Raw genomic sequence first — 21319 nt, forward strand, 5'->3', positions numbered from 1 at the left:
CCTGGTTGACCGCCCATTCCCATTCCTGGAAAACCGCCCATCCCCATTCCTGGTTGACCGCCCATTCCCATTCCAGGGAAACCGCCCATCCCCATTCCTGGTGAACCGCTCATCCCCATTCCTGGAAATGACATCATACCATGTGACCCTAATGTCATGTTTTCACCTACTTTCTTTTGCATACTATGCTAAAAGAAAATATGGGAGCTTATTTCACCTATAAATTAGGCGAATTACCCACCGATTCTTATGTAAAAAACTAAATGGATGCCTGCCAATGAAGCTGCTGAGCCATGCCAAGGTTTTTGCCACCTACGATTAGGAAGAACAAGAAACAAAAAACATCTTAACGACATTAAATAATTCCCAAATTCATCATTCTATTGTACCATCTCTTACCAATTTCAAAACACAATTTTCGACAGAAATTACCTTTTTCTTTTTCCGATTCAAATAGTTGATTAATATAAGGAGGAGGTTTGTATGTTTATTCCTCAATGGATTTCCTTAATCTTACCAGCTATAGTCCACTTTCCAGCTTTTTGAAATTATTGTATAATATCATTTTGGAAACCCAGAAAAACATCAGGAATACAGTAAATTTTATAAATGGCACAAAGGAGTAAAAATAGATGTCAAAAAGCTACTGGCTCACCACAGAAGAAATGCTTAAAAAGAAAAAGCGCAAAAAGAACCTTACTTATAGTTTCATAGCCATTGGAACTGTTCTACTAAGCGCATTTGTAACAATTTTAGCAAACAATATCTAACGATCTAGTGGGCAGAGCCCAATGTTATTTAACTTATAATTCCCATAAATAGTTTTGAATTTAACTTTATTAATAAAAACTAAACGGTTTATTCATAGTTTGTTCATGATTAAGTAGTACGATAAATACATGAAGAGGACAACATTTAACTTTTTCTTTTTCATGACCCCCTTTTAATATATTTTTTGTAGATCCGGCATCTTGCCGGATATTTTTTTTATAAAAAGCTTTAACCAGATTTGATGCCTCATCTTAATTATTTGTAATTATTAAAATATTTTTATTTTAATTTTGATGTTATTACAATATAACTTGTTCGCAGTGAATCGAAATAAGCTAAATTCAGTATTTGTTTATTTTCAAGCGGTTACAAATTGCTATTGGAGAACACTTGATATACCAATATTATTTACCTTTTTTCAAATATTTTTACTATTTCATTCCCTGTTCACATGAAAAATCCACTATGTTACTATCAGAATGGGATTGGAATCGTATTATCATTAGAAGACGAAGAATAAGGAATCAAGTCATCATGCCTTCCAAACCATTGTTGGAAAAAAATATTATTTTACGAGGTGTATGATGGAAGCAATCGAATCTGCTCATAATGAAAACATGGAACTTTTACAGGAAATAGTTACTCTTAAAACGAAACTAAGCGAAATATATAATCAAATAGGTCCAAGCAGCTCCGAATATATTACACTTTCAATCAGACTTAATTTACTAATGAATAAATACTTTGAGGAAAAAACCGTAACTCTAATGAATTAGGAATGGCATGGAACAGACAAAAACCCTCTTACCTACTCTTGTAGATATGGGGTTTTTGTCTGTTTGAAATTTTCTCTTAACCATGATGACTTTATATGTATTAATTTTCATTTTTCCAATCGTATCATTTCAAAAAACAAGAAGTCTATTCCTTTTTTGAAAAAGTTACTAGCTTTTAAACAATAGATAATAATATTAAATTTTTTTAATCCTAATTGGACTTACCATTAAGAAAGCGAGGATTAAGGTGATCCATGCATTGCTATATAAAAACAATCCCATACCAGCCAATGGCAATCCAGCAGCTGGAATAGGTAATCCTCTAAAATATCCAATGGTTGGTTTAACACTAAATTTAGCTAATCTCAATGCCCCCATCGTTGGGAAAAGGATAAATGCCAATGAAGTTAAAATGGATGGTGCAGCTATCGAATGAAATAGAAGTGCAGGAGCAACTCCGAAGCTAACAATATCAGCTAAAGAATCTAATTCTACGCCAAATTCACTATTCACTTTTAATTTTCTTGCTATTCTTCCGTCAAGAAGATCTAAAACTGCCGATAAGAAAATAAAAATGGAGGATACTTCCAAAAAGCCACTCATATTAGAGGTGATTGAAAGAACACCGCACAATAAATTTCCAATCGTAAATAAATTAGGTATAGCTTTTACCATATGATTGAACAAGGCAGTCCCCCCTAACGATAACCAATCTTCCCCATTTAAGTAGCATTTTCTAAATAATCCTCCTTTATTCTTAAAAACAAGTTATAAAATGAAAAAAACTTGTTCTCCCTGTACAAAATCGTAACTGGGCTTTTTAATCTGTAAATGACAAAGCACCGCATTATGCGGTGCTTTTTTCAGCTTTACGATTGGAAACGTAATCCCTTCAAAAAATGCTGTTTCTTTTATTAACAAACTTACGACCAAATTAGATTGACACTATTCCTGTTCCAATCTCTCAAGAATCCTTCTTTTCCGATAAAGCATAATCCCGGTCTCCGCTAGGTCATTAATCATTGACCTGTTTGTAAATGCACCAAAAATCATCCCAGCAATAGGTACCATTTGAAACAGCTTCTTCCACCCAAACTGGTCTCTGTATGTATAAACAACCTCACGCCAGCCTTGCAGCTGCGACATCATTTCACCTGACCCGCTCCCTTGTTGATAATAGCTGGAAAGCTCATTCAAAATCGCACGTTTGCCGACAATATCGGCCGAGGAAAACTGCAGGCATTTAATTATAAAAATTCGTTCGCTTTTTTCGTTAGGATCATATCCATGGATGATAGCAATTTCCTGCAGCGTTTTTAATGAAATGCCCATTAAAGCCGGAACATCGATCGCAAGAGTAAAAATCCCGCCGATTCCGGTGCTCGCTCCTTGGATCGTCGCAAACTTCTTTCGTTGACCGGTCAACTCTTCGCTTATCTTATTCATGTCAGCTAAAGGGATCTCCTTGATATCAGCTATTTGGTTAATCGGCTTACCTGTCTCTTTTTCAATTTTATCAAATAGTTTATCTTCTTTAATTAAATAGCTGCCGCCGGTCTGAATATAGTTACCGACCTCTTCTAGTAATTTCCCCACTTTATTGTGAATGAATTGCGGAGTGATTTTATCGAGTATCTTAAATGGCAGCCGTCCCAGGCGATCCCAAATCCACAGATCGCTCTGGCCATTTTCCCACTTCTCAATAACAGTTAGTTCTTTCAATAATTCATCTCTTGTTTCCATGTATTTTGAGTCACCCTCGTTTGTTTATTTTCTACAAAATTACCCTTATTCTTATCAATAAAACATACGAATGATAAATGGAAAGGTTTCATGGTTTGTGGTTTGGTCGGTCGAGGTGTAAACACCATCATCTTCTAATCCCATTAGAAAAATTCAATCTTTCCGCGAGAAAAATCAATTAGCAAAGTTATTCTGCCCGTAATCAAAGAAAAAAGCAGTCAGTGGTAACGATTAGAGGTTAATCGTTACCGTGACCTCGGAAAAAAAGAATTAACCGTAACGATTAGGTGTTAACGTTTCCATGACCTCAGAAAAAAGGAGGATGTCTGACCCCATGTTCGGAGAATGACTAGCCACAGAATCAAAAAAAAGACAGCGAGTTATTGCTCGCTATCTCCCTTCCATGACTATTTCTTTTCTAAGACATTAATAAATTCGCGTAGATAGTCAGGCAGATCCGGTGGACGACGACTGGACACAAGGTGACCGTCCGTCACAACGGGTTCGTCATACCAAATCGCGCCTGCATTTTCCATATCATCTTTGATACCAGGAGTACTGGTTACTTTTTTTCCATCAAGGATTTTTGCAGAAACTAGTACCCAGCCTGCGTGGCAGATTTGTCCGATTGGCTTTTCATCCGCATTCATCTGCTGAAGCAGAGAAAGGACTTCAGGGAAACGTCGAATTTTATCTGGTGCCCATCCTCCTGGAACTAAGATTGCGTCATAGTCTTCAGCGCTAACCTCACCATAGGCAAAATCAGAGATCGCCGGTACGCCGTATTTACCAATATATTTTTCCTTTGCTTTTTCTCCGGCAAGATGGACGACTGCCCCCTCTTCCTGAAGTCTAAGAATCGGATACCATAACTCTAAATCTTCAAAATCATTATGAACGAGACTAATTACTTTCTTTCCTTCTAATCGCATGGGTTCATGTTCCTTTCAAATGAGGGAGTATTAGTGCTTATAATCGGATCATTCAATAGCTTCATATTTCTTTTTATTATACAGGGATATGTCCTTTGCACCAAATATCTCACTTTGTGGGATAAAAAAAGTAACCCCCAATCCAGATGGATGAGCGGTTACTTTTATGCTTTTTATCGGTGATAATAACGTTCTGGTTGTCGTTATTTCCTCTATGGTAAGGTCGGATCAATTTCTCTCCAGAACTGGTCGGCAACAACTTGATAGCCTGCTAGACTTAGATGAATGTCAAATGGATTTGGAAGATACAATGGATAGTTTGATGCAATCACATTGTATGTCGGCACATACGTATCGTGATTGGCTTTGGATAGCGTGTCGATTTTACTATTAAACGCAAACAACAATGGCAGCAGCCCGGCCTGTTGTTCCGCAGGCAAATAAGGGAAGGTATTGTAATAACCCATGACATAAACCTTCGCATTGCGGTTTAAATTATCAATCGTTTGTAAAATGATTTGTAAATTCAGAGATGCACGGGCAATTGCAGCTGGAGCAGCCTTACCAGTTGGGTCAGCCTTTAGAGCCCCTAGAAGGTCAATTCCCCCAATATCAATGGTAATGTACTCAGCTTCTTTAATTCCCGCCCTTACCTCTTTGTTGGAAAGGACATCTTTCAACAATTGGGCTGAAGTATAGCCAGGGACCGCATAATTATCGTAATCAACTTTGTAATTTTCTTTCTCAAAATCTTGTGCAATGTAGTCAGGATATCCTACATCACCTGGACCAAAGGGCGTATATCCTACTGCGAGCGAATCCCCTAAAGCCACATAATCAATGACCGGTTTTTGAGGACTTTTTGCGGCGTTTGCAGGGCCTTTTGCAAAAGCGTTAACGGGTAAGGACATAAGTAAAGCGCCAACTAATACTAAACTCTTGAATTTTTTACCAATTTTCATAACACCGCTCCATTCGTTATTAAGTACATTACTATCTTAACAAAGAGGTGTTGTGTTCGCAATTAAGAATGTTCGGTCAAAAATCTACAAATCTAATCTTTTATTTTTATTTTTGAGGAAATTCATCATCTCAAGGTACCCGGGGATAAAATTCAGCCCATATTTCAACTTTTCCTACGAAAATGACCTCTTCAGCGACAAATTCCGTTCAGATTTTGTCAATTTTTTTGTATAAAAATATATTTATAGTATCAAATCGTTTAACCGTAGCGAGCTTCCTCTTAATTAGGGTAGGGACATTTTGTAAATGGTGCCTGACACCACAGCCTTAGTTTTTATAATACTTTCGCCTGGAAACGAATAAACATGTACAAGCGAAGGGGGATAAACATGGACAATCATGGCTTCTTCAATTTTGTACTCTATAAGTTATTAACTATTACGCTAGAGTTCATCGCCCTTTATCTCCTGATCCTAATGTCTGAATGGTTTGCGGAGAAAAAAGGCTATAACCTATTGGAAAGAGCGTGGTTAATCACCCTAATCTCCATGCCAATCTTAACTTTGATCATTTGGACGATCATAATCGGAAGATTCCATTTGTTTTAATAAGTGGCTGCAAGAGTTGAAACTTTATGTCTATAAAAATCGTAGTAACTAGAAAAGCCTGGAATGGAATGTGGGGTTTCATATGAAGACGAAAAATAAGTTGGTGCGGATGTCGAAGGTTCTTTCTCTAGCTTTTGTCATCTTTCTTCAAATTTATTGGTACAAAATCCGTCGAAAACCTAAAGCGGAATGGGAAAAGCTTTGGGGTAAAATTGGAGAACGGTTTCGACAAACTCTGTTTGAATTAGAAGGCTTGCTCATCAAACTTGGACAAATCCTAAGCACACGTGCTGATTTGCTCCCTCCTGCATTTATCCGTCAAATCGAAGATATGACAGATAAAGTCCCCCCATCGGACTGGTGCGAAATTCAGGAAATTTTAGAAAAGGAATGGGGAAACTCGTATCATCAACACTTCCAATCGATTGAAAAAACAGCGATTGCCTCCGCATCGATTGGAGAGGTGTATAAAGGTGTGCTACAAGATGGAACAGAAGTGGCGATTAAAGTAAAGCGACCGCATATTGATTCGATTGTCCAAACGGATTTTCGGATTTTAAGTATTGTCATGTGGTTTGTCGATCACTTAGTTCCCCTTCCAAAAGGATTTATGAATTTTAAGGTCCTATTTAAAGAAGTAAAACAAGTGATTGAACGAGAGCTGGACTATTCCAAAGAATTGAACACCATCCTTACGTTTAGAGAGCGATTTAAGGAGATGGATATCGTCCAAATTCCATTGGTGTATCCTGACCTTAGTACCTCAAATGTGCTAGTCATGGAGTGGGTCGAAGGATTACGGCTGACCAATAACGAGGCGATCGACCAATTAGCCGTGAGTCGGCAGGAGTTGGCGCAACGGCTGATGAAAGTATTTCTTCCCCAATGGATGGAAACCGGTACTTTCCATGCCGACCCGCATCCTGGAAACGTTCTTGTATCAAAGGAAGGAAAAATCATTTTACTAGATTTCGGAATGGTAGGCGAACTTTCCAAAAAGGATGCCGGCTATTTTCAAGGATTAATCGAAAGCTTTCTTGCAAAAAATTACCCGAAGGCGGTTGATTGCTTATTCCATTTAGGCGTTTTGCTCCCTGAGGCTGAATCAAGAACCATTGAACGAATCTTAGCGGAATTCATCACCTTTCAACCGGCACAATTAAAAGAAATGGACCTTCTGGCATTAAAATTAGAAATCAACGATATGATTCAGGCACTGCCCATTCAGATTCCAACCAGATTCGTCTTTTTAGGCCGGTCGGTTGTAACGATAGAAGGGATCATCCGTAATTTAGCCCCAGAGGCGGAAATCCTGGAATTAGGGAAACCTGTTTTTATGGAGTGGTTAAACAACCAAGGGAATAATAAATGGCTTTTCGTCTGGCAATGGCTTCAATCGCAGCCTATCTTTAAAATCTTCCATTCGGTTACAGAATTCCTTAATGCACCTCAAAAATTAGAGCAGTTAAAGGAAGTCGAACAAAGAAGACAATTCCAATTTTCCATGTATGAAACTACGAAAAAACAGTTATTTCAGTTAACACTCTTCGGATTTACAGGGATCGCAGCAGGAATCTATACCTCTCATGACCTAATCTGGGAGCTAGCAGTCGGAGTAGCTTCGGTCTCGTTTGTTGGGTATTTTATTTGTTGTTTTAAACTAAAAAAATGGATGAAGTACATGCATGAAAAACGAAGAGTATAAGTGGAAGTTACTTGGCAGCATTTTTATCCAGAATATTTATTAAAGTTTGCTATAAGTTTTCAGGGAATCTGCAATGGACCTTTTGCATTCCGTTTCTCCTTCATAGATACCAAAAATTAAGCTGCCTAGTATGACCGGCAGCTTTTTGAAGTAGTTATACTAAATAATCAATCAGTTTTACTTTAGGCTGGCCAAAGATTTCTGCTTCAAGCCTACGTCCGGTCGGGGTAGCCGCTAGTCCGCCTTCGGCTGTTTCCCTTAATGAAGCCGGCATTGACTGTCCTATTGCATACATGGCTCCAATGACTTCGTCACATGGAATCCTGCTGGTTATCCCGGCAAGGGCCATATCGGCTGCTGTCAAAGCATTCGATGCACCCATTGCATTCCGTTTCACGCAAGGCACTTCAACGAGGCCGGCAACCGGGTCGCAAACAAGACCCAGCATATTTTTCAAGGTGATGGCCATCGCTTCTGCTGATTGCTTTGGTGTACCGCCAGCCATTTCAACGATTGCTGCTGCTGCCATACCTGAAGCCGAACCTACCTCTGCCTGGCAACCGCCTGCAGCCCCTGAAATGGACGCATTGTTTGCAACGACAAACCCAAACGCCGCTGCCGTAAATAAAAATTCAATCATTTCCTGCCTAGTTGGATTGAGTTTATCCTTTACCGCAAATAATGTACCCGGGACAACCCCGGCCGAACCGGCAGTTGGCGTGGCACAAATGATGCCCATTGCTGCATTGACTTCATTCGTGGCAACCGCCTTGCTCACCGCATCCAACAGCAATGTGCCCGTAAGGGACTTTCCGCCCTGAATATAGTTTTGCAGCAATACTGCATCTCCGCCTGTGAGTCCAGTGCGTGATTTTACTCCATTTAAGCCCCGTTCGATAGCCCGTTCCATTACCGTCAGGTTCTGATCCATTTTGGCAATCACATCTTCACGGGAAAGGCCAGTCACTTCTATTTCCTGCCGAATCATAATTTCGGCTATTTTAACCTGTCGTTGTTCCGCCAGCGAAACAAGTTCAGCTACATTACGAAACATAGGATTTCCCCCTGCTGTCTTCTCTTAATTTATGTTCGTGCCCGAAAACACCCATTTATACAACCATACGGATTACACTTATAACGTTATCCAGCTTTTGCACCCCGTTGATCACCTGGTCATCTAGCTTTTCATCGGACTCAATTACCATGATTGCCATGTCGCCTTTATCTTTCCTGGACACTTCCATATGACTGATGTTTATTTTATTTTGCGAAAGAATGGATGTTACAGAGCTGATTACTCCAAAACGGTCATTATGAATGACCAGTATTGCAGGGTCACCCGATAATTTTAGTTTGAACGAATTGATTTCAGTTATTTCAATGGTTCCTCCGCCAATGGAGATGCCGATAATCTCCAACTCTTTATCTTCATCAAAAAGATTAATCTTTACTGTGTTTGGATGTTCTGTAATGGCCTCTTCCTCTTGAAAGATGACCTCCATACCCAATTGTTCCGCTATTTCCAATGTGTCGGGTATCCGCTCGTCGAACGTATCAAAATCCAATAAGCCCGCAACAAGAGCCAAGTCAGTTCCATGTCCTTTATACGTTTTTGCAAATGAGCCGTAAAGCGAGAGAACAGCCTTTTTCGGCTGGCCCTCGAATAGGGTTCGGGCAACGCGGCCAATCCGGACTGCACCAGCTGTATGTGAACTGGAAGGCCCAATCATAATTGGACCAATGATTTCAAATGCTGATCGATACTTCATTGTTTTCACCTGAGTTCTATAATTAAGATTCTCTACATAGATGTTCCGTTGGTTTTCTTAGCATGCAGCCTGCAAGAAAAATAGGGACAATTTATGAAAACTGTCCCTATTTATTGCTTCTTATATTAATAGCTTCCTTATACCCTTCCGTTTCTCCCACAATCAAAAAGTCAGGAGTTTAGATCACTTTCTTCTCTTTCAGATCCTCTGCTTGAAGATCCGCAGGTACACGCTTGTTTATTCCGAAAGCATAAAAGCTAATTACCACAATAGCCAGGAACACAATACCCGCAATCAGCGATACACGAGTGTCCTCATTGAACCACATACCGATAAGCACCGCTACCAGATAGCCAATTGTCAAATAGTTAGTGACAGGCGCAAAAGGCATTTTGAATGGATGGGCGGCCATTTTTGCAGCATGGACTTTCCTGAACTTGATTTGGCTGATCAGAATGACAAACCAAGGAACCATCCCAGGAAGAACACTTGAAGCATAAACGTACACAAACAGTTTTTCCGGTGCAATATAACTTAAAACAACTCCAAAGCCAAGGCCGATCAGTACGCCAATTGTACCGAATAAAGGCACCCCATTACTTGAAACCTTCGCAAACGCTTTTGGAGCTTGTCCATTGACTCCAAGAGTATAAAGCATGCGCCCTGCGCTGTAGATACCGCTGTTGCAGCCTGACAATGCAGCAGTGATAACCACAAAGTTAATGATTCCAGCTGCAGCTGTAATACCGATTTTTGCAAAAGTTGCTACGAACGGGCTTCCGATAGATGTCAATTGATCCCAAGGATAAACTGTGACAATAACAAAAATTGCGCCAATATAGAAAACGAGGATACGCCAAATTGTACTTTGAATCGCGTTCCTTATTGTTTTCTGAGGATCTTTCGCTTCACCAGCTGTAATACCGATAAGCTCAACACCTTGATAAGCACCCACAACGAGTGCTAGGGCAAAGAGGAACCCTTTAACTCCGCCAGTAAAGAAGCCGCCATTTTTCCAGAGGTTTGATAGGCCGATTGATTCTCCTCCGTTGCCAAAGCCGAAGAAAATCAGGCCGAAACCTGCAACAATCATCAATACAATCGTAACTACTTTAATCAAAGCAAACCAAAATTCGAACTCACCAAATGATTTAACAGAAATAAAGTTTGCTGCCCCAAGGATAACCATTGCGATAAGGCCTGGAATCCACGCAGGAAGATCTGGAAACCAATAATGCATATATGTGCCGATTGCGATGACTTCCGCCATGCCGACAACTACCCACTGGAACCAGTTGCTCCAGGCAGTCATATATCCCGCTATTGGATGGATATACTTATAGCCAAATGTTGCGAATGAACCTGTACTTGGTTCCAAATAGAGCATTTCGCCCATGGCACGCATAATCAAATATAGAAAAATTCCTGTAATTGCATAAGCAAGCATTACGGATGGACCCGTCCAGCCTATCGTGCTTGAAGATCCCATAAATAGACCTACACCAATCGTTCCGCCCAACGCAATCATCTGAATATGGCGTGAACTTAAACCCCTATTCAATTCCTTGTTTGCCATTTAAATTTCCCCCTCTTTATTTCAAATTTCTAATATACATGAAAGAGTCCATCCTGAAAATACATTTGTCTTTTTTTCGCAGATGAATTATAATAGTTTTTATAGAAGAGAGCGCTTTCCTTTACCCCAGTTTTCATAAAATAGTTTGGGGAAAGGAAACTAATAATTAATAGGCTAATGCAAGCTCTCTAAAAGGAATGCCTAATTTCTCTGATAAATTTTCCAGCATATCTTTTGTCATACGATCCAGGTCGTATTGAGGATTGAAATCCCATTCTTCACGTGCGGCAGAGGCATCAATGCTGTTTGGCCATGAATTTGCAATGCCTTGGCGTACAGGGTCAACATTGTATGAGATTTCGAATTCAGGAATGAATTTTCTAATTGATGCAGCAATTTGTTCCGGCTCAAAGCTCATCGCAGTGATGTTAAATGCGTTGCGGTGCTTCAATCTTGAAGGATCAGCATCCATTAATTGAATGATTGCATCGATAGCATCAGGCATATACATCATGTCCATATAGGTTCCTTTGCCAATGAAAGATGTATATTTCTTGTTCTTAAGTGCTTCATAGTAAATATCTACTGCGTAGTCGGTTGTTCCCCCGCCTGGAAGAGTCTTGTACGAAATCAGTCCTGGGAACCTTACTCCGCGTGCGTCTACACCGTATTTAGTAAAATAGTAGTCACAAAGCAATTCACCAGCTACCTTGGTAACACCATACATAGTGGCAGGCCTTTGTACCGTATCCTGCGGTGTCATATCTGCCGGTGTTCCTGGTCCGAAAGCAGCGATGGAGCTCGGTATAAATAATTTCAGGTTTAGCTCACGGGAAACTTCAAGGGCGTTCATCAGGCCACCCATATTTAGGTCCCATGCGAATTTTGGTTTGGTTTCTCCTACTGCCGACAATAGGGCTGCAAGATGCATGAGGGTGTCAACTTCATATTTTTTGCAAAGGCCTAGCATTGCTTCGTAATCCATAACATCAAGTATTTCAAATGTACCACCCTCGATGACTGGATTGCCTTCGATATGGCGAATATCTGTTGCAACAACGTTTTCTGTTCCGTACATTACTCTGAGACGGTGTGTCAATTCAGAACCGATTTGGCCGAGACTGCCAGTAATAAGTATTTTTTTCATATTAGAGACCTCCTGAGGTTTATTTTACAGTTATTCAACTGAAGCAAGAACTCTGTTATAGTTTGTGAAATTGTAAACGATTATATAATAGACAATTCTTTGCCTATTTTTCCATAGACCGCCAGAACCTCATCGAGCATTTCCTTGGTATGCGCAGCAGTAGGCATATTCCTAACCCTGCCTGTACCTCTCGGAACTGTTGGGAAGGTGATCGATTTTGCATAAACGCCTTCTTCCATCAGCCTGCGCGAAAATAACTGGGTCAGATCTTCTTTTCCTATGATGCATGGGGTAATTGGTGTTTCGGAATGGCCAATTTCGAAACCAAGGTTCTTTAAGCCTTCTTTTAGATATCTTCCGTTTTCCCAAAGCTTTTCAACTTTTTCTGTCGATTCGGTCATGATATTGATAGCTTCGATACATGCCGCCGCATCTCCCGGAGTCAATGAGGTTGAAAACAGGAAAGGACGTGCGCGGACTTTCAGCCAGTCAATCAGCTGCTCTGTACCTGCTACATATCCGCCTACGACGCCAATCGCTTTTGAAAGGGTCCCAATCTGTAAGTCAATTCGGTCTGAGAGGCCAAAATGCTTAACCGTACCAGCACCGTTACCCATTACACCAGAGCCATGAGCATCATCTACATACGTGATTAACCCAAACTCATCAGCAATTTCAACGATTTCCGGAAGCTTTGCTACATCACCGTCCATTGAAAAAACTCCGTCTGTGATGTACATGACTTTTTCGTATAAACCGCTTTCAATTGTCTCTTTCGCTACTCGACGCAAATCGTCCATGTCCTGGTGCTTGACGCGGATAATTTTCGCTCCTGACAATCTGCACCCATCAATAATCGATGCATGGTTCAATTCATCTGAGAGAATTGCATCCTTCTTTGTCATCAGGGCTGAAATGGCACCCATGTTGCAATTGAACCCGGATTGGAAAGCAATGGCAGCTTCGGTATGCTTGAACTTGGCAATTGTTTTCTCCAATTCATTATGGATTGTCAATGTACCATTGATTGTACGGACCGCACCGGCCCCCAACCCATATGCCTCGATTGCTTCATGCGCTTTTTGCTTCATTCTTTCATTATTGGCTAGGCCAAGATAGTTATTGGATGACATATTGATTAATGATTCGCCATTGATGGTAACTATAGGGCCGTTTGGTCCTCCTACAGTATCAATGACATTGTAGAGGCCGTTTTCCCGCAACTCGTTCAGTTGGGGTGTTAAGAAGTCCTCTAAAACCTTTTTTGCCAAAATAATTCCTCCTTTTATATTACCTCACTCAGTTTCTTCACATAACACCTGCTCGTATTGTTTCATCGGGATTTTATTGTCAAAAAAAATTGAAAACGATTTCAAATTAGTGCAAAAAAACAATTACATCACGAAAATTACTCCCGAAATTTTTCAATCCTACTTTTGAACGCAAGATGTTATGTTTTGGAATGGGAAGTGTAATAATAAGCTGGTTTAGTTGATCCCCCGATCAACCGTATTAGAAAAGCATAGATTCATATATTTCAATGTAATTCTATAATTATGTCGAAAAACTGTCAATACTATTACAAAAAACTAAGCATTCAGACTATATGTCGTTTCTTTGAGGATCATACAACAACTTCTATAGAAAAATAAGAATAATTTGATTTCACTTATCCCCACTAATATTCGATGATTAGCTTTTTTACGAAAAAATCTAACTGTGCCCATAAATTTATATAGACAATTAACCCAATCCTTCTAACCCACATAGGTTACATTATTGAAGTGAAACAGGAGGAGAGGCAGATGGTGATCCATGTGGTCCGGAGCGGTGAAACGCTTTGGCAAATTGCTGCTCGTTACAAAGTAAATATGAATGGAATTGTTCAATCAAATGGGCTGCAAAACCCGAACCAGCTGTTAGTTGGGCAATCACTAGTAATCCCAGTCCCCGGAACATCACACATCATTAGATCCGGTGATACATTGTGGTCGATTTCACAACAATATGGGGTGGAAATTAACTCGATCATCCAGGCAAATCAACTCACAAATCCATCTCTTTTATATCCAGGGACAAAACTAATTATCCCTCCACGGATACACGTGACTCAATCTGGGGAAGCATTATGGCAAATCGCAAATCGTTACGGGGTAACAGTCCAAGCGATTATCGATGAAAACCAGATTCAAAATCCAAACCTTATTTATTCGGGTACACGGCTAAGAATACCAATCAAGAAACCAACCATCGAAGTCAATGCCTATACCTATCAACCCGATCAAGCAGCGGCTGAAACGGTTAAGGAACTTAGCCAGTTGCTCACGTATATCAGTCCATTTGCTTACTTAATCAATGAAAAGGGGGATCTCACTCCAGTTCATGATGAGCTAACCCTTCAAGCAGCAAAAACAAGTAATGTCACACCGATGATGTCGATTACAAACTTCACTTCAACTGCAGCTGGCTCAAACGTGGCTCATACCCTTTTATCTAGTCCAGAATTACGTGAAAAGGTACTGACAAATATGCTTCGGATTATGGATGAAAAGGGATATAAAGGAGTAAACATTGATTTTGAAAATGTGTTGCCAGCCGATCGCGAAAATTACAATCTATTCCTCCAACTAACCGTGGACCGTCTTCATCCGCGAGGATATTTTGTCTCAACGGCAGTTGCACCCAAGCAAAGTGCGACACAAGCGGGTCTGCTGTATGAAGCACATGATTATGAAGCACATGGAAGAATTGTAGATTTTGTCGTGCTGATGACCTATGAATGGGGATACCGATTAGGGCCGCCACAGGCGATCTCTCCTATCAACCAAATGAGACGTGTCGTGGAATACGCACGGACCGTTATGCCGGCAGAAAAAATATTCTTAGGGTTCCAAATTTATGCCCGTGATTGGCTCCTTCCACATGTTAAAGGACAAGAAGCAGAAACATTTAGTACACAAGAAGCGATTGCGCGTGCGGTAAAATACGGGGCATCGATTCAATATGATGACACCACCCAATCACCATTTTTCCGTTACGTCGATGAAAAAGGCCGTGGCCATGAAGTTTGGTTTGAAGATGCCCGTAGCGCCCAAGCCAAGTTCGACTTGGCTAAGGAATTTAATCTCCGCGGAATTAGTTACTGGGCATTAGGCTATCCATATCCATCGAACTGGACGTTGTTAGCTGATAATTTCAGTATCAAAAAATAATTTTATGAACAATCAGTTCTAGCATGGACTGATTGTTCGTATGTGAATATTTCCGAGTTAGGGCTGATTACTGAAATATTCTCCAAAGAAAAACCAACTGTAACTCCTGTCCGTTCCATTCTTTTAACAACTACACATAAAAAAACCTAAATCAACACTCCACAAAAAAAGGATGAAGTTTTTCGTTTAAACAATACTCGATTCTTTGCCTGAAATTATTCCAAGTGACCATTTCCAATGCTTCTTCAACTGGAAAGAAACCTACTTCCAAACTTTCTGAGGAAGTGGTCAGCTCTCCTCCGGTGGGTATCCCCAAAAATAAAGTACTACATATCGATTGGCTCACATTTTGATATACACCACAAAATTTAATCACATCAATATCTATTCCGCTTTCTTCTTTTGTTTCCCTGATTGCAGCCTCCTTCAATGATTCTCCTTCTTCAACCTGACCACCAGGCATTTCCCATCCCCTTCGTGGACCTTTAATTAATAAAATTTCCCCTTGCTCATTAAGTACAATAGTTGCAGCTGAAACAATATGTTTTGGAGTTGACATATCAGACCTCACATTAATATAGAATACCTAATTAATTCGCTGCCTTTTTCGATTCCCCTTCTTTCACATAACCGATCCATGAAATGACACAACTCGCCTATTTTCCCCAATTCCCCTTTCAACCAATCGTTTGAATAAAAGTGTCTTCAACCCTTGATAAATAAGTATTCATACCTTCAAATTTATAAATTAATTGTTAAAAAAGACCTAAAATTAGGAGATAAATAGCCTTTGAACAATTATTGTCTCTAAACGACAGCCAATCGACGTGATTCCATATATGCTATACTAATCAAACGTTTAGTTGAAACAGCTGTAAGTACGGTTCTATAGGTATTTTCCCTGCCAAGGTTGAGGGGAAATTGTCGAGATTCGCAAAATCATTCCGCAGGAAATAACCCACCTTTCCACAAATTCTGATGGGTTTCTCTTAAACTTCCATCATTCTATTAATTTCCCGCCTTTTCTCTACTACACAAATGTTTAATTAAAAGTGGTGTCACCACTCTCCAGTCCTGAACCTATCCCTCAAAATGCCTGAAAGGAATGGAGAAAAATGGCTTCAGCATTTACTCACTCTTTATTTCAAGGCGTCCAGCCATTCTTCGTTAAGACCGGGAATCTATGAAAAAAATAATAAACGTAATAGGTCATCGCCTATTACGCTTTTTATTAGGATGGTTTAAGTTTATTTTTCAAGTCCAGCTTCAAGTAACGCTCGATGGGCAAGCAGAAGGGACCCCGTGATCCCGGCATTATCCCCTAGACCAGGACTCACAATATAGTTAGAAAGCTTTGGTAAGGTGATATAATCGTTCATTAATTCCGATAGAAACTTATAGATAGACGTGAATACCTGCTTTTGGTTCATAACGCCGCCGCCAATAATAATTTTTTTAGGAGAGAGAACCAGTATATATTGCATAAGTGCCTGTGCAATATAGTACCCTTCCATTTCCCATACTTCGGAACGCTCCACCAGATGGATTCCTTGTGCACCCCATCGTTCTTCAATCGCGGGTCCAGCAGCCAAACCTTCCAGGCAATCAGCGTGGTATGGGCATTTGCCTTTGTATTCATCATTCGGATGCCGTCTTACAAGAATGTGACCCATTTCAGGATGTGACCACCCCTGCAAGAGTTCCCCCTGTACAATCGCACCTGCTCCAATGCCAGTCCCAACAGTGATGTAAAGGCAGCTATCCAGACCTTTTGCAGCACCCAGAACAGATTCACCCAATGCAGCAGCATTTACATCCGTATTGAATCCGACTGGAACGGAAAAAGCCTCATTGAACGTGTCAACAAATGGGAAGTCCCTCCATGCTGTTTTCGGTGTTGTGGTAATCATTCCATAAGTTGGACTTTCCCGATTCACATCAATCGGTCCGAACGAGCCAATTCCGATGGCTTGGATAGGATATTTTTTAAAAAATTCGATCACCCTAGGAATGGTCTCCTCAGGAACGGTTGTAGAAACTTGAAAACGCTCCTGAATCTTACCCGATTCATCCCCTACTGCACAAACAAATTTTGTTCCTCCTGCTTCAATGGCACCTAACATGTAAACTTCCTCCAATGGGCATTATATTAAATGTCTTTTTGATATATTTAAAAATAGCACAAAATAGAAGAATGGAGAAACCCGCTAGAACAAAATTATTTCACCGCGTAAACTCGTTTTACCGGCGAAAGAGCTCAAAAAACTATATTACTAAAATGAAATGAGCATCACACTAGCTGATTTTGTTTAGAACCTCTCTATGTGACCGGACTCTCCTTTTTTCTTCCTTCACAGTAACATAGAACCTCTCTATGTGACCGAACTTTCCTTTTCTCTTCCTTCACGGTCACTTAGAACCTCTCTTAACGACCAACCTCTCTCTTTTTTCGCCTTCACGGTCGTTTACAGCCTCTTGAGTAATAGTACTAGTTCTCGCTCTCCTCAAAACTCCTCTCCATTTCCGCCCACCTGTGATTATTTACTCCAAATCCATCCAATGAAATGACAAATCTCACCCATTTCCTCCAAGTTTCCCTTTCAATCAAACGTTTGATTTAAACTGAGACATCCCTTGATAAATATGCGTTTGTCCCTCCAAATACATAAATTAATTGTTGAAAAGTGAACTATAAATTGGAAATAAATAGCTCCAGAACCATTTTTGCCACTAAACGACGGCCATTCGACTAAATACCATATATGCTATACTAATCAAACGTTTGGTTGAAACAGCTGCAAGTACTGACCTATAAGGATTTCCCCTGCTAATGCAGGCGGGAAATTGTCGGTTTAAGCGGGATCATTCCGCAGGAAATAACCATTATTTCAACAAAAACAGGCGGGTTTCGCTTGAACTTACATCATTCTATTAATTCCCCCCTTTCCCCTCCTACATAAACATTGATTAAAAGAGGGATCAGCACGTGCCATTCCTGGATTTATTCCTCTAAATGGCTGAAAAGTATGTCAAGAACTGTCTTTAATAACACCTCTTTTCTTGAGCTTAATAAATAGTTGAGCACTCACGTAATAAATAGCTATTCATTAAGCTACCAGTCGGTTTATATCGTGGGACAATCCTATGAAATAAGAGTATTCGAGTCAAGACATCAGAATATACACATATTCGACACAAGACCAAGCAACATCCCCTTGCATTCGACGAATATCTTTGATTATATTATTGTGGGAATATTTTTTTTTTGTGGAATTTTTGAACTTCTTCTATTAGCTATATATTCTGGCATAGGTAGGTAACAACGATGGTATTTGACGGCATCATTATTTCGTTTATAGTAGGGTTTCTTCGAAAAGGGAACCTAAGAGCTCTAGCACAGCTAAAGTTAAAGTGGGGATGGATCTTTCCTCTCCTATTGGTTGTTGAACTAGCCGTTTTTATGCTCCAAAACGATTACAAATTTCTGGGACAGGTAAGCGGATACATCTACATTGTGGTATATGTACTCGGTTTGCTATTTTTATTTATGAACCGCAATAACCCAGGATTTACTCTCATTCTAATTGGTGTATTTCTCAATTTTTTAGTCATGGTGATCAACGGCGGAAGAATGCCGGTTTCATTGGAAGCAGCTGCCGTTTTGGATCCTGAATATATCGAAGTCCTTAAAGAAAGCCTATACGCCAAGCATACGATGCTAACGTCTTCTACGTATCTTGGATTTTTGGGCGATGTTATTCCCATCACAGACCCCTATCCACGAACGCAAATCATCAGTATCGGTGATATCGTTATGAATATTGGAATCTTCTTTTTCATCCAACATCTCATGGTTCATCATCCAGTTGCCAAAAAGAGTGAATACACACCCGTCTCCTTTAGAGGAGGTGAAAAAAGATGAAAAATGAACAAAAAAAAGGCATTAAATTAACTGGAATTCTTTTCAATGCAATCATTATTGGTTCAATTATTATTGCTTTAACATCTGGATATAAATTAGTATAAGAGTAGAATGGTAGGGAGAAGTAATTTTTGTTACTTCTCCTAAATTTATTTATGAGAGTGATGAGTATGCGTAATATAAAGACACCTGCAAATATATATCTTTTCTTAATTTCAGTCTTAGGCATTTTGTTTTTTACTTTCTCAATTAAAATCCCACAGTACTCTCAAATGGATTGGATTGTTATTTTTTCTTTTTCCGGTGCCATCTTATTGCTTAATTACTACACCGTACTGATTCCTCCAAAGGGTAATTCCCTTTCCATGGATTCTTCTATTTATCTAGCAAGTCTTTTTTTGTTTGGACTAAATACATCATTACTTGTTTTATTCATACATTCCATTGTATTTGCTTTATTCCAGCGAAAAATCGCCTGGTGGAAACATGTGTTTAACTTCTCTGTTTATTCTTTAATGATAAATAGTGCCTATTATGTTTTTATATATACAAATGGTATCACTGGACCGATCAGTGTCGATAACATTCTTTCCTATTTACTTTCTTTTTGCACCTATTTTGCACTAAATCTACTATTAGTTGGGATTTATTTCATATTGGCAACATCTGAAAACATCGTAAACTTTTTTAAGGAAATTATTGAAGAGACAGCTGCCACATATATTATCACACTTGTACTTTCATTAGTCCTAGTCATTTTAATGAAACCCGACGAATTATTCGGTCTGTCTCTTTTCACCTGTATTGCGTTTTTATTATCATTAGCATTTAAACAGTATTTTAATTTATATAAAGAGATTTCCGAGAAAGCCAACAAAGATACCTTGACAGGCCTCAATAACCACGGTTACTTTAAAGAAATTTTGGAAAAAGAAGTAGCGATCGCAAAGGAAACCGATCAGTCTTTAAGTGTGGTCATCCTTGATATCGATGATTTTAAAAAATTTAATGATTTGTACGGGCATATTCAAGGCGATCATCTGCTCCAGGAATTTGGTGCCATTTTGAAAACCGAGTCCGACGCGGCAAATTTTATCGTTGCACGCTATGGCGGCGAAGAATTTTCGATTATCATGCCAAACACCAATCGTAAAACAGCTTATTCGTTCATGAATGAATTACGGAAGAAAGTAAATGACACCTACTATAAAGGGGTGGAACGTCTCCCTTACGGCTGCTTGTCCTTTTCATCTGGGATTGCCGAATGTGAAAAAGAGACCTACAATATTTCTGAACTTCTGAACAAAGCGGATCAAGCGATGTATGCGGCGAAGAACCAAGGGAAAAATCTAGTCCAAATCTATAATGGGCTTTCCGAATATTCCGTTCATCACTCGCTTTCACTTGAAAAAGAGCTGGAGGAATCGGAGTTTCAATTAAAGATCTTCCTCTCAAAAGATATCTATACCTATCGCCACAGTAAACGGGTCTACCAATATGCGGTTGATTTTTCACGGATGCTTAACTTAAGTGTTCATGAACGCAAAACGCTGATACTTGGAGCTCTTGTCCATGACATTGGAAAAATAGAAATCCCGAGGGAGATTTTAAATAAAAAAGGAAAGCTTGAGTCTCATGAATGGGAATTGATGAAGAAGCACGTAACCTATGGAAAAGAGATCATTTCAACAAATAAGAAATTAGAAGACTTGATTCCTCTAGTTGAACTCCACCATGAACGCTATGATGGGAACGGCTACCCATATGGCTTAGCAGGAAAATCGATTCCAAAGCTGGCGCGAATTCTCTGTGTGATCGATTCCTTTGACGCAATGACAACCGAGCGTCCTTATCAAAAAACAAAAACCTTCCATGAAGCGATCGCTGAATTGCGCGACTGCTCTGGAAAACAATTTGATCCTCAATTCATTGAACCGTTTATAGCGATGATCAAGGAGTTTGATCACTCCGGGGAAGAACGAAAAAAAGAGCTTGTTGGAGTGAATAGCTGACAGGCAGGCAGTGAGAATTGAGACAATGACCCTGCCAGGCTAACCGCCCGGCTTTTTTAGGTTTTATTGGGTGGGTGATGGAGGAAAATCGGAAGTGGACGATATATCTCCAAAACCGGCCGATAAATTTCTAAAGTGGACGATAAACTAACAAAACAATACTTTGTAAGCTGTTGTAATTTT

Annotated in this window: 18 protein-coding genes; 7 read left to right on the top strand and 11 right to left on the bottom strand. The window is 39.7% G+C overall.

The genetic code is table 11. The features are described 5' to 3' along the window. Positions 1 to 632 precede the first annotated feature (632 nt). Entirely contained in the window at positions 633 to 770 is a 138-nt protein-coding gene (locus tag COE25_RS31165; protein WP_180247661.1) for a hypothetical protein, read from the top strand. A 618-nt stretch (positions 771 to 1388) separates the two neighbouring features. Continuing rightward, positions 1389 to 1547, top strand: coding sequence for a Spo0E family sporulation regulatory protein-aspartic acid phosphatase (locus tag COE25_RS32545; protein WP_483861199.1), 159 nt, complete (start codon positions 1389 to 1391; stop codon positions 1545 to 1547). 195 nt (positions 1548 to 1742) lie between these two features. Here COE25_RS32545 and pssA read toward each other — a convergent pair whose 3' ends face one another. From pssA to COE25_RS29225, 4 genes are all read right to left on the bottom strand, one after another. Continuing rightward, entirely contained in the window at positions 1743 to 2234 is a 492-nt protein-coding gene (gene pssA, locus COE25_RS29210) for a CDP-diacylglycerol--serine O-phosphatidyltransferase (protein WP_098935144.1), read from the bottom strand. A gap of 258 nt (positions 2235 to 2492) precedes the next feature. Continuing rightward, positions 2493 to 3290 carry an EcsC family protein gene (locus tag COE25_RS29215; protein WP_098935145.1) on the bottom strand — a complete coding sequence of 266 codons (798 nt, stop codon included), beginning with the start codon at positions 3288 to 3290 and terminating at the stop codon, positions 2493 to 2495. Between the two features lie 407 nt (positions 3291 to 3697). Then, positions 3698 to 4222 carry a type 1 glutamine amidotransferase domain-containing protein gene (locus COE25_RS29220; protein ID WP_088089865.1) on the bottom strand — a complete coding sequence of 175 codons (525 nt, stop codon included), beginning with the start codon at positions 4220 to 4222 and terminating at the stop codon, positions 3698 to 3700. Positions 4223 to 4434: 212 nt separating this feature from the next. Beyond that, complete coding sequence (locus tag COE25_RS29225; protein WP_098935146.1) at positions 4435 to 5184, bottom strand: GDSL-type esterase/lipase family protein; 750 nt, start codon at positions 5182 to 5184, stop codon at positions 4435 to 4437. A 390-nt stretch (positions 5185 to 5574) separates the two neighbouring features. On the opposite strand from COE25_RS29225, the gene COE25_RS29230 reads away from it, so the two are divergent. Together COE25_RS29230 and COE25_RS29235 are read left to right on the top strand one after the other, a co-directional pair. After that, positions 5575 to 5793: a hypothetical protein gene (locus COE25_RS29230; RefSeq protein WP_098935147.1), complete on the top strand. Its 219-nt coding sequence runs from the start codon at positions 5575 to 5577 to the stop codon at positions 5791 to 5793. Positions 5794 to 5875: 82 nt separating this feature from the next. Next, positions 5876 to 7498 carry an ABC1 kinase family protein gene (locus COE25_RS29235; RefSeq protein WP_098935148.1) on the top strand — a complete coding sequence of 541 codons (1623 nt, stop codon included), beginning with the start codon at positions 5876 to 5878 and terminating at the stop codon, positions 7496 to 7498. A gap of 154 nt (positions 7499 to 7652) precedes the next feature. On the opposite strand, the gene sdaAA is transcribed toward COE25_RS29235, so the two are convergent. The 5 genes from sdaAA to COE25_RS29260 form a co-directional block, all read right to left on the bottom strand. Beyond that, a complete protein-coding gene (gene sdaAA / locus COE25_RS29240; protein ID WP_098935149.1) occupies positions 7653 to 8552 on the bottom strand; it encodes an L-serine ammonia-lyase, iron-sulfur-dependent, subunit alpha in 900 nt (299 codons plus the stop codon). A 55-nt stretch (positions 8553 to 8607) separates the two neighbouring features. Beyond that, on the bottom strand, positions 8608 to 9267 hold the full coding sequence (sdaAB, locus tag COE25_RS29245) for an L-serine ammonia-lyase, iron-sulfur-dependent subunit beta (RefSeq protein ID WP_088089869.1): 660 nt from the start codon (positions 9265 to 9267) through the stop codon (positions 8608 to 8610). Between the two features lie 178 nt (positions 9268 to 9445). Further along, on the bottom strand, positions 9446 to 10843 hold the full coding sequence (locus tag COE25_RS29250; RefSeq protein WP_098935150.1) for an amino acid permease: 1398 nt from the start codon (positions 10841 to 10843) through the stop codon (positions 9446 to 9448). 166 nt (positions 10844 to 11009) lie between these two features. Next, the gene (locus COE25_RS29255; protein ID WP_098935151.1) at positions 11010 to 11990 is read right to left on the bottom strand and encodes an L-threonine 3-dehydrogenase; all 981 of its coding nucleotides are present in this window, start codon (positions 11988 to 11990) and stop codon (positions 11010 to 11012) included. Positions 11991 to 12070: 80 nt separating this feature from the next. After that, positions 12071 to 13261 carry a glycine C-acetyltransferase gene (locus tag COE25_RS29260; protein ID WP_098935152.1) on the bottom strand — a complete coding sequence of 397 codons (1191 nt, stop codon included), beginning with the start codon at positions 13259 to 13261 and terminating at the stop codon, positions 12071 to 12073. A gap of 534 nt (positions 13262 to 13795) precedes the next feature. On the opposite strand from COE25_RS29260, the gene COE25_RS29265 reads away from it, so the two are divergent. Further along, the gene (locus COE25_RS29265; protein WP_098935153.1) at positions 13796 to 15202 is read left to right on the top strand and encodes a LysM peptidoglycan-binding domain-containing protein; all 1407 of its coding nucleotides are present in this window, start codon (positions 13796 to 13798) and stop codon (positions 15200 to 15202) included. Positions 15203 to 15353: 151 nt separating this feature from the next. Here the strand turns inward: COE25_RS29265 and COE25_RS29270 are convergent, their stop codons facing one another. Both COE25_RS29270 and COE25_RS29275 read right to left on the bottom strand, forming a co-directional pair. After that, on the bottom strand, positions 15354 to 15761 hold the full coding sequence (locus COE25_RS29270) for an NUDIX hydrolase (protein ID WP_098935154.1): 408 nt from the start codon (positions 15759 to 15761) through the stop codon (positions 15354 to 15356). A 688-nt stretch (positions 15762 to 16449) separates the two neighbouring features. Next, complete coding sequence (locus COE25_RS29275; RefSeq protein WP_098935155.1) at positions 16450 to 17325, bottom strand: ROK family protein; 876 nt, start codon at positions 17323 to 17325, stop codon at positions 16450 to 16452. Positions 17326 to 18527: 1202 nt separating this feature from the next. On the opposite strand from COE25_RS29275, the gene COE25_RS29280 reads away from it, so the two are divergent. Both COE25_RS29280 and COE25_RS29285 read left to right on the top strand, forming a co-directional pair. Further along, a complete protein-coding gene (locus tag COE25_RS29280) occupies positions 18528 to 19124 on the top strand; it encodes a DUF5317 domain-containing protein (protein ID WP_098935156.1) in 597 nt (198 codons plus the stop codon). A gap of 170 nt (positions 19125 to 19294) precedes the next feature. Continuing rightward, positions 19295 to 21136 carry a bifunctional diguanylate cyclase/phosphohydrolase gene (locus tag COE25_RS29285; RefSeq protein WP_098935157.1) on the top strand — a complete coding sequence of 614 codons (1842 nt, stop codon included), beginning with the start codon at positions 19295 to 19297 and terminating at the stop codon, positions 21134 to 21136. The last annotated feature ends 183 nt before the right edge of the window (positions 21137 to 21319 follow it).

The sequence above is a fragment of the Bacillus sp. AFS031507 genome (genome assembly GCF_002584635.1).
GTDB lineage: Bacteria > Bacillota > Bacilli > Bacillales > Cytobacillaceae > Neobacillus.